Origin of the sequence: Mesorhizobium sp. M7A.T.Ca.US.000.02.2.1 (assembly GCF_003996995.1) — a bacterium.
Classification (GTDB): domain Bacteria; phylum Pseudomonadota; class Alphaproteobacteria; order Rhizobiales; family Rhizobiaceae; genus Mesorhizobium.
Genome location: NZ_RZTT01000260.1, coordinates 1 through 8,826 on the forward strand (window position 1 = coordinate 1; position 8,826 = coordinate 8,826).

Consider the following 8,826-nt stretch of genomic DNA (forward strand, 5'->3'; position numbering starts at 1 on the left):
GGCGGCGTGGCCGGTTCCGCCGCTCCGCCCGGCGCATTTGCGGGCGGTGCCCCGCTGTCGCCCGGCTGGGTGCCGGCCGGGGCGTTTGCCGGCGGCGCACCCAACAAGCCTTGCGCGGCGGCGCCGCTCAGAGCCGCCAGCAGGCACACACCCGACAGCGCCAGGAACCGGCGATGGGCCATCGCTTCACTCCGGCGTCTGGCCGGCCATGCATTCCAGCGCGCTGAGCGTCCAGTCGCTGGTCTTGGAAGCGATGTCCGATATCTTCCACTTGCCGTCGATCTTCTTGAGCGACCAGAGCATTTCACGTTTGGAATCATCGCCCTCGGAGAACAGGCTGAAGGATGCCGTGACCTGTGCGTTATCGCCATCCAGCTTCTCAGACAGTTTCAGCGTTTTCGAGACGGTTTTCTGATCGAAATCCTGGGCGTCGAGACCAGGATCGAAATCGATGCAGGCGACCTGGTCCGGGTTCGTCTTCGTTGCCTGGTCGTTCAGCTCGAACAGTTTCGTCACCGGTTCGGTGAACCGATCCCGATATTGTTCGTCGGCCTCGAACTTGACCGCCGGGACATAGAAGAAATTCACCGCGTCGGACGCCGGTCCGGCGACGGCGGCGCCCGGCAGGGCTATCGAAAGGGCGGCAACGAGCACTGTCAGTCTCATGCAGAATCTCCGGCTTTTGATGGCTTGAGCCTATCAATACCACGCATCCTGCATATCGGCTTTTTTGCGGCTCATAAAGTCCTGCCGCGCCTTGTTTCAGCCGTCCAGCCAGACGTTCTGAAGGTCCATCTCGAATGTCTGGTGGACACCATAGTTCTTCACCTTCTTGTTCTGGTGGCTGTAGAGCTTCTGCCAGAACGGCTGAATAATGACGCCCGAATCCTGCAGGATCTGCTCGACATCCTTCATGACCTCGCGTCGTTTCTCCACGTCGATGAGCGATAGCGCCTGCTTGAGCTTGGCGTCGAAATCGGGGTTGGAATATGCCGATTCATTCCAGGCCTCGCCGGTGCGATAGCCGAGCGCCAGCACCTGGACGCCAAGCGGGCGCATGTACCAGATCGTCATCGAATAGGGATATTTCGTCCAGTCGTTCCAGAAGGTCGAACCCGGCAGCACCGTGCGCTTCACCTTGATTCCGGCATCGCGCAGCTGGCCGGCAATGGCGTCGCCGGTATTCTTCTGCCAATCGTCCTCGATGGTGATCAGCTCATGCTCGAAGTCAGCCTGTCCGGCTTCCGCCATCAGCTTCTTGGCGCCGGCGGCGTCGCGTGTCTTCTTGGGCAGCGGATAGTATTCCGGATGGATCGGGGCAACGTGGTGGTTTTCGCCAGGGGTGCCTCGCCCGGCATAACCAAGTTGGAGGACCGCATTGTTGTCGACGGCCATTTGCAGGGCGTTGCGCACCCGCTTGTCGTCATAAGGCTTGTGGGTGATGTTGGTGCGGGCAACCAGCGTCGTCGCCGTCGCCACCTCCGATTTCACCAGGTCCATCTTGTCGAGAATGTCGATGAAGTCGGCGGGCGACTCGAAATTGAGGTCGATCTCACCGGATTCGAACGCGTTCACGGTGGCGTTGAAATCGGTGCCGTAGTCGATGAACTCGACGCTGTCGAGCGGCGCTTCACCACCCCACCATCTGCCATTCTCGCGACGCTTGACGACCGCCTTCTGGCCGACATCGTAGGAGACCAGTTCGAACGGTCCCGTGCCGATCGGCTTCTTGATCGGATCGGCACCGTCGGCATCGAAGTTGCGATGCACGACGAGCGCCGGATAGTCGGTGAAATTCGGGATCAGTGAAATGTCTGGTTCGCTTAGCTTCAGCTTGACCGTGTTGTCGTCGACCTTGGTGATCGCGCCATCCCTGGCCTTGCCGGTCTTTGCGTCGATCAGCGCGCCGACACGGGCGGCCATGGAATTGCCGGCGACATTCTTCTCGCACCAGCGCGTTAGATTGTGAGCGACGTCATCGGCGTTGAAGGCATCGCCATTGTTCCATGTGATGCCCTTGCGCACATGCAGCACGTATTCGGTGGCGTCGTCATTGATATCCCAACTTTCGAGCAGAACCGGCTCGAAGGTGAACTGCCTGGTATAGCGGACAAGCGGCTCCAGCCAGCAGCGCGAAATGTTCGCCAGCTCAACCCAGTCGTAGGTGCGCGGATCCTTCTGCCCCTTCACCGACATCGAGACGCGCAGCGTTCCGCCTTTCTTCGGCTCTTCGGCCAAGGCCCGATCCGGCACGGCAAGGCCGATCATGGCGTAGGCAAGCGCCGTCGATGCGCCGAAGGCGCTTGCCAGCGCCAGGAACTCGCGCCGATCGACACGACCCGCGCGTGCTTCGACCGCCATTGCCTCGATAGCGCTCGGCACGCGATCGCCACTGCTTCTGAAGAATGCCATTTTTTCCTCCCGTCTGGTTCCCTTTGATCTTGGTTCTTCGCGTCAACTGACGCTGTCCGGCAGCCTCTCCTCGCGCCGCGCGATGAAATCCATCAGGCCATCGGCGATGCCTTCGTCGAGCTTCGGCTCCTCGTAATCCGCCAGCATGTTGCGCGCCTTCTCGCGACCGCGCGTGTCGTGGTCCTTCGCCCCTTCTGCCTTCCACTGTTCGTACGAATTGAAGTCCATGATCGAGGGTATGAAGAAGGCCGACTCGAAATGTTCGAGCGTGTGTTTGGTGCCGAGGAAATGGCCCTGCGGCCCGACTTCGCGGACCGCTGCCATCGCTTCCTTGAAATCGTCGAACGGAAGGCCGCCTGCATATTTGTACCAGCCAACCAGCTGTTCGCAGTCCGTAGCGAACTTCGAATAGCCGCAGCTCAGGCCGGCCTCCAGCCACCCGGCGGAGTGCCAGATGTAGTTGGCGCCGGCGAGGATGGCGGCATGCATCAGCATGTTGGCCTCGTAACCCGCCTGGGCGTCGTTGAGCTTCGATCCGACATGGAAGCCCGAGGTGCGCCACGGCAGTTTGTATTTCCGCGCCAGCGCGCCCATCAGGTACATCATCTGGGCCGCCTCCGGCGTGCCGCCCATCGGAGCGCCGGTCTTCATGTCCACGGTGACCATGAACTGTCCATAGATCTGTGGCGACCCTGGGCGCAGCAGTTGCGTGAAGGCGACGCCCGCCAGCGCTTCCGCATTGACCTGCGCGACTGCCCCGACGGCCGACGCCGAAGTCGAGGCGCCGCACAGTGCGAAGGGTGCGAGGATCAGCGGCTGGTTGCTTCGGGCATAGACCTTCATCGCGTCCAGCATGGTGGCGTCCCACACCAGCGGCGAATTGCAGTTGGTGATCGACACCAGGACCGGATTGTCGCGGACGTAATCCTCGCCGAACACGATGCCTGCCATCGCCATCGTGTCTTCCGCCCGCTCCTTGGACGTGACGATGCCCATGAACGGCTTGTCGGAATGCTTAAGCGCGGAATGGATGATGTGGAGGTGACGCTTCGGTACCGCGATTTCCATCGGCTCGCAAATGACCGAACTCGATGAATGCAGCGCCGGCGCCATGTAGGCGAGCTTGTGGAAATTGTTGAGGTCCGCGAGCGTGCCGTAGCGCCTGTTGTTGTCGAGGTCACGCACATAGGGCGCGCCATACATCGGCACGAAGATGGTATTGTTGCCGCCCACCCGCACCGTACGCTGCGGATTCCTCGCATTGAGCGTGAACTCCGACGGGACCATCGATACCAGTTCCATCAGCAGGGCCCGGTCGATCCGCACACGAGTTTCCGAGACATCCGCGCCCGCCGCCTTCCACAGTGCGATAGCCTCGTCGTCGCGGAATTCGCATCCCACCTCTTCGAGGATCAAGAGCGACTCCTCGTGGATCAGCTCGACCGCCTCATCGGGGACCATCTGGTAGACGGGGATCTGGCGGACCAGGGTCGGAAACGACGTTACCGGAGCTCCGCGCAGGGCCTTGCGCCCCAGGCGGCCGCCACTGCGGCGGTTGGCATGTTCGGTCACTTCAGGGGCCGGTGCGTTCATGGCAACTCCATTCCACTCATGAAGGAGCCTAGCGCGACAAAATGGTGATGTGACGCTGGAAAATCCTGATCTCTTGTATAAGCTCAGCTTATGCGAAGCCTGCGCCACCTCCTGCCCTCGGCCGGCAGCCTGATCGTCTTCGAGGCGGCCGGGCGGCTGTCGAGCTTCACCGCCGCCGGGCGCGAGCTCGGCATGACGCAGGCCGCCGTCTCCTATGCCGTGCGCGGGCTGGAAGAACGGCTTGGCGCCAAGCTGTTCCAGCGCCGCCACCGCCAGGTTCTCCTGACAGAGGCCGGCGAGCGCTTCCATGCCGATGTCTCGCTCGGCCTTTCGCATATTCGCAAATCGGCGGAGGATCTGCGCCTGCAGGCAACCGGCGGTCATGTCACGCTGGCTGCCTCGACCGCGTTCGGCTCGTTCTGGATGATGCCTCGCCTGCAGCAGTTCCGCGACGAACTGCCGGGCATCGACCTGCGTATCCAGACCGCCGACCGTGACCTCGACATCATCGCGGAAGGCATTCCGCTCGGCGTGCGCGGCGGCGCGCCGCGGGACTGGCCGGACTATCACTCGTTGCCGCTGGCCGACGAGGAGATATTTCCCGTCGCCGGCACCAGTTATGCGGCAAAGTTCGGCCTGCCCCAATCCGCTGCCGAACTGGCCACGCACCGCCTCATCCATCTGGAGGAGCCGTATCGCGAGGCGGCCAGCTGGGACGAATGGTTCCAGTCGGCGGGCGCCAATCTCAGCGATACCGCGCGCGGCCTGCGCATCAACGACTACGGCCTGGTGATCCAGGGCGTCATGGAAGGCCAGGGCATCGCGCTCGGCTGGCGGCACCTCGCCGAGCGGCTGCTGGCGTCGGGCTTGCTGGTGCCGGTGACGGATCATGTGCTGAAGACCGGCAAGGCGTTCTATGTCGTCTGGCCGAAGAACCGGGAACTCAGCGACAACGCCCGCAAGGTGCGAGACTGGCTGGCGGAGCAAGCGTGAGGGGCAGCGCCTCCCAGTCCCTTGGAAGTCGGCGGGACAGCACCTCCCTGCGGCCTGCCAGAGGGAGGTGCTGTCTCGCCAGCCTATCCACTGTTCCGCAACACCGAATCCTTCCGCATCCGTCTCGAATCCGCCTATAGTGCTGCCATGCCCATCCGCCAGCTTTCCGAAACGATGATCAACCAGATCGCCGCCGGCGAAGTCATCGAGCGTCCGGCGAGCGTCGTCAAGGAACTGGTTGAGAATGCGCTCGATGCCGGCGCTTCGCGCGTCGAGATCGTCACAGCCGGCGGCGGGCTGAACCTGATCCGCGTCACCGACGACGGCTCTGGCATTCCCGAACGGGAGCTGGCGCTGGCGATCGCACGTCATTGCACCTCCAAGCTCATCGGGGATATCAACGACATCCGCTCGCTGGGCTTCCGCGGCGAAGCGCTGCCGTCGATCGGCTCGGTGTCGCGACTGTCGATCCGCTCGCGCACGGCAGCAAGTGACAGCGCCGCCGAGATCGGCATCGAGGGTGGCCGCGTCCTGCCTGTCAGGCCGGCGGCGGCCAATCGCGGCACCACGGTCGAGGTGCGCGACCTGTTCTTCGCAACGCCGGCCCGGTTAAAGTTCATGAAGGGCGAACGCGCCGAAAGCTCGGCCACCAGCGATGTGGTCAAGCGCATCGCCATCGCCTTCCCCGCCGTGCGCTTCACGCTGGCCGGCTCGGACCGCTCTATGCTGGAATTGCCGGCGGCGGATGACAGTGCGGAAGGCAGCCTGCGCCGTGTCGCCCAGGTGATGGGCACCGACTTTCCCGACAATTCGATTGCCATCGATGCGATGCGCGAAGGCGTGCATCTGACCGGCCACGTGTCGATCCCCTCCTTCACCCGCGCCAACGCGCTGCAGCAATATGCGTATGTGAACGGCCGCCCGGTGCGCGACAAGCTGATCGCCGGCGCCATACGCGGTGCCTATGCCGACGTCCTGCCGCGTGACCGCCATGCGGTGACGGTGCTGTTCCTGACGCTCGACCCGGCCATCGTCGACGTCAATGTCCATCCAGCCAAGGCCGATGTGCGCTTCCGCGATCCCGGCCTTGTGCGCGGATTGATCGTCGGTGCAATTCGACAGGCACTGGCCGATGCCGGCGTCCGCGCCGACACCACGGGTGCCGCCGGCATGATGGCCGCGTTCCGGCCAGGGGCCGCATCCTACGGCCACGGCGGACCGGCAAACGGCCACCGCAGCTACGACGCGGCCTACCGCGCGTCGGGCCCGTCCGGCTTCGATCCCGTCCGGTCGTCGCAGCGACCGGTCGATATGGGTTTCGAGGGTGCGGGCTTCGAGCAGCGCGGCTTGCGTGAAAACGAGCAAGCGGCTTTCGATGCCGGTCCGCTTGCCAGCGCCGATGCACGCGCAGGGCAGGATGAAGCGGCCGAGACCCTGCTCGGCGCGGTGCTGGGCGCGGCGCGCGCCCAGGTGCATGAGAACTACATCGTCGCCCAGACCAGGGATTCGCTCATCATCGTCGACCAGCATGCGGCGCATGAACGGCTGGTCTACGAGGCGCTGAAGAATGCGCTGCACTCGCGCCCGGTGCCCTCGCAGATGCTGCTTTTGCCCGAGATTATCGACCTGCCGGAGGAGGATGCCGAGCGGCTTGCGCTGCATTCGGAAACGCTGGCCCACTTCGGTCTCGGCATCGAGCGCTTCGGTCCCGGCGCCGTCGCGGTGCGCGAGACACCGTCGATGCTGGGCGAGACCAATGTCGGGCAATTGGTGCGCGACCTCGCCGACGAGATCGCCGACAACGACACGGTCGACACGCTGAAGGAGCGGCTGGACAAAATAGCCGCGACCATGGCGTGCCACGGCTCGGTGCGCTCCGGCCGCCTGCTCAAGGCCGAGGAGATGAATGCCCTGCTGCGGCAGATGGAGGCGACGCCTGGCTCGGGCACCTGCAACCACGGCCGGCCAACCTATATCGAACTCAAGCTGGCGGACATCGAACGGCTTTTCGGGCGGCGATAGCTGCGGACGGATTGCGGGCCATCGCTTCACCGCTCGTAGGTGCTGGTGTTGACCAGCAATGCCGAGATTATCGTCCGCCCCGTTCGCCCGTGGGCGAACGCCGCGCCGGCTCCACGCACCGCTGTTGCCAGAAGCGCGGCGCGTGCCGCCGCCAGCAGGAGCGGAGGCACGTCATCGAGACCGAGCTTGATCGCCGCCCAGGTCAGACCCCAGATCAGCGACATCACCGCGAAGAAGGCGAGATTGCGAACCACCAAATTCGCCGTTCAGCGCAGTCCCTGGCGATCGACGAGTATCCGGTGGATGTCGATCCGCTCCGGCAGTTCGATCAGGAACTCGGCATCGCGGTCCAGATGATGGACTTTGGTCGGTTCGCCTTTGGTAAAGGCGGTCATCGCCTGCATGTCGGCCCAATACGAGATGTTTGTGAACCACGTCTCGGCATCGCGGTCCTCGCGCAGCAATTGGACACCAAGCGCCGTCTTCTCGAGGGGCGGAATACCCTCGGCACGCAGGTATGGCTCATAGGCGTCGGCGATGTCGCGGCGGGTGCGGCCGCGCCAGACGCGCGCGATGGTCGGTTTGGTCGGCATGAGGTTCTCCTTCAGTCAGGCGGACAGCAAACTGAGCATGGCGGACGCCGGCTGTGTTCAGCCGTGAACACGAGCCAGGAAATCGCGGACCAGCGGCAGCGCGTCGTCGAAATGTGTCTCCAGCAGCCAGTGACCCGCCCCCTCGATCAGATGCAGTTCCGCATCGGGCAAATCGCGATGATAGGCCCGTGCCGACGCCGCGGGCATATAGCCGTCCTCTGGCCCCCAAACGATCAGCGTGGGCGGATGGTGTTCACGCAAATAAGCCTGGTAGCGCGGAAACCAGGTGAGATTGGCTTCCAGCTTCTCCATCAGACCGACGGCGATCTGCCGACGAACCGGCGTGTTCATCAGTGGCCAGTGAAGGCTCCAGAGATCGGGCGCCACGCGCGTGGCGATGTCGTCAGCCACTTCTCCGATGAACTCGGCCCGGAACCCGTCCTCACTTACCGCGGCCTCGAGCGGACGGTGCTTGTCGGGCGTCTTGTCGGCCCACCAAGCCTTGATCGTGGCGTATTTCGGACCAAGCACGTCCTCGTAGATGTCGCCGTTCTGGATGATCAGGGCACTGATCCGCTCGGGGTGCGAGATCGCATGCCGGAGTCCTATCTGCGAGCCGTAATCATGCAGCCACAAGGCGTAGCGTTCGAGACCGAATTCATCGGCAAGTTTGGAAAGCACGTCGCAATAGGCGTCGAAATCATAGCCAAAGGCGGCCGGATCTGGTGTGCCACTGTATCCGAAGCCCGGCCAGTCGAATGCAATCGTTCGCCAGCGGTCGGCGAGCGCCGGCATCAGTCGGCGGAATTGGAACGAAGAGCAGGGATAGCCGTGCGGCAACAGCAAGACAGGTGCTTCTGGCGGCCCTGCCTCGCGATAGAAAATGGATAGATCACCCAGTTGCATGCGTCGGTGCGTCGTTGCACCCGGCATTCGGACCTCCGTCGAATAAACACCGGCTAAACGCGTTTGACCGAGGCATCGTTCCCGAATGAGGGAAGCGGACGGCCGGCAATATTCATCTCTTCAAATTCACCACGATGACACCGCCCAGCGCCAGCGCGCCGCCGATTATGCCGAGCAGCGTCGGGACTTCGCCCAGCCAGAAGAAGCCGATCAGCGCGGACATCGGCGAGACCAGATAGAGGAAGTTGGAGGCACGTGCGGCCTTCCTGCGCCATCGCGGCGAGACGCAGTTCGCCCCGTTCCGCTG

General features: G+C 63.5%; 8 protein-coding genes and 2 pseudogenes. 2 read left to right on the forward strand and 8 right to left on the reverse strand.

The genetic code is table 11. The annotated features are described in order from the left end of the window. The 4 genes and pseudogenes from EOD15_RS36290 to EOD15_RS22325 form a co-directional block, all read right to left on the reverse strand. Window positions 1-182, reverse strand: a pseudogene (locus EOD15_RS36290) (hypothetical protein); the annotation flags it as partial. Window positions 183-186: 4 nt separating this feature from the next. After that, window positions 187-666 (reverse strand): DUF3828 domain-containing protein, encoded by a 480-nt coding sequence (locus tag EOD15_RS22315; protein ID WP_127408826.1) that lies wholly within the window; start codon window positions 664-666, stop codon window positions 187-189. Between the two features lie 96 nt (window positions 667-762). Next, window positions 763-2,412: an ABC transporter substrate-binding protein gene (locus tag EOD15_RS22320; RefSeq protein WP_127322462.1), complete on the reverse strand. Its 1,650-nt coding sequence runs from the start codon at window positions 2,410-2,412 to the stop codon at window positions 763-765. Window positions 2,413-2,454: 42 nt separating this feature from the next. Next, window positions 2,455-4,005: a trimethylamine methyltransferase family protein gene (locus EOD15_RS22325; RefSeq protein WP_127322463.1), complete on the reverse strand. Its 1,551-nt coding sequence runs from the start codon at window positions 4,003-4,005 to the stop codon at window positions 2,455-2,457. A gap of 90 nt (window positions 4,006-4,095) precedes the next feature. Between EOD15_RS22325 and EOD15_RS22330 the strand changes: the two genes are divergently transcribed. Further along, a complete protein-coding gene (locus EOD15_RS22330; RefSeq protein ID WP_127408827.1) occupies window positions 4,096-4,998 on the forward strand; it encodes a LysR substrate-binding domain-containing protein in 903 nt (300 codons plus the stop codon). Between the two features lie 147 nt (window positions 4,999-5,145). Beyond that, window positions 5,146-7,020, forward strand: a complete 1,875-nt coding sequence (mutL, locus tag EOD15_RS22335; protein WP_127320852.1) for a DNA mismatch repair endonuclease MutL — start codon at window positions 5,146-5,148, stop codon at window positions 7,018-7,020. 26 nt (window positions 7,021-7,046) lie between these two features. Here the strand turns inward: mutL and EOD15_RS35860 are convergent, their stop codons facing one another. From EOD15_RS35860 to EOD15_RS22355, 4 genes and pseudogenes are all read right to left on the reverse strand, one after another. Then, complete coding sequence (locus EOD15_RS35860; RefSeq protein WP_164761754.1) at window positions 7,047-7,274, reverse strand: hypothetical protein; 228 nt, start codon at window positions 7,272-7,274, stop codon at window positions 7,047-7,049. Window positions 7,275-7,286: 12 nt separating this feature from the next. After that, on the reverse strand, window positions 7,287-7,613 hold the full coding sequence (locus EOD15_RS22345; protein ID WP_127320847.1) for a hypothetical protein: 327 nt from the start codon (window positions 7,611-7,613) through the stop codon (window positions 7,287-7,289). Between the two features lie 57 nt (window positions 7,614-7,670). Further along, on the reverse strand, window positions 7,671-8,546 hold the full coding sequence (locus tag EOD15_RS22350; protein WP_127320848.1) for an alpha/beta hydrolase: 876 nt from the start codon (window positions 8,544-8,546) through the stop codon (window positions 7,671-7,673). Window positions 8,547-8,631: 85 nt separating this feature from the next. Further along, window positions 8,632-8,826 (reverse strand): annotated as a pseudogene (locus EOD15_RS22355) (DMT family transporter); the annotation flags it as partial.

What these genes read in the sequence shown, in the direction of transcription:
- EOD15_RS22330 (WP_127408827.1), top strand. Translation starts at nt 4,096, where the DNA reads ATGCGAAGCCTGCGCCACCTCCTGCCCTCGGCCGGCAGCCTGATCGTC.
- mutL (WP_127320852.1), top strand. Translation starts at nt 5,146, where the DNA reads ATGCCCATCCGCCAGCTTTCCGAAACGATGATCAACCAGATCGCCGCC.
- EOD15_RS22320 (WP_127322462.1), bottom strand. Translation starts at nt 2,412, where the DNA reads ATGGCATTCTTCAGAAGCAGTGGCGATCGCGTGCCGAGCGCTATCGAG.
- EOD15_RS22350 (WP_127320848.1), bottom strand. Translation starts at nt 8,546, where the DNA reads ATGCCGGGTGCAACGACGCACCGACGCATGCAACTGGGTGATCTATCC.
- EOD15_RS22345 (WP_127320847.1), bottom strand. Translation starts at nt 7,613, where the DNA reads ATGCCGACCAAACCGACCATCGCGCGCGTCTGGCGCGGCCGCACCCGC.
- EOD15_RS22325 (WP_127322463.1), bottom strand. Translation starts at nt 4,005, where the DNA reads ATGAACGCACCGGCCCCTGAAGTGACCGAACATGCCAACCGCCGCAGT.
- EOD15_RS22315 (WP_127408826.1), bottom strand. Translation starts at nt 666, where the DNA reads ATGAGACTGACAGTGCTCGTTGCCGCCCTTTCGATAGCCCTGCCGGGC.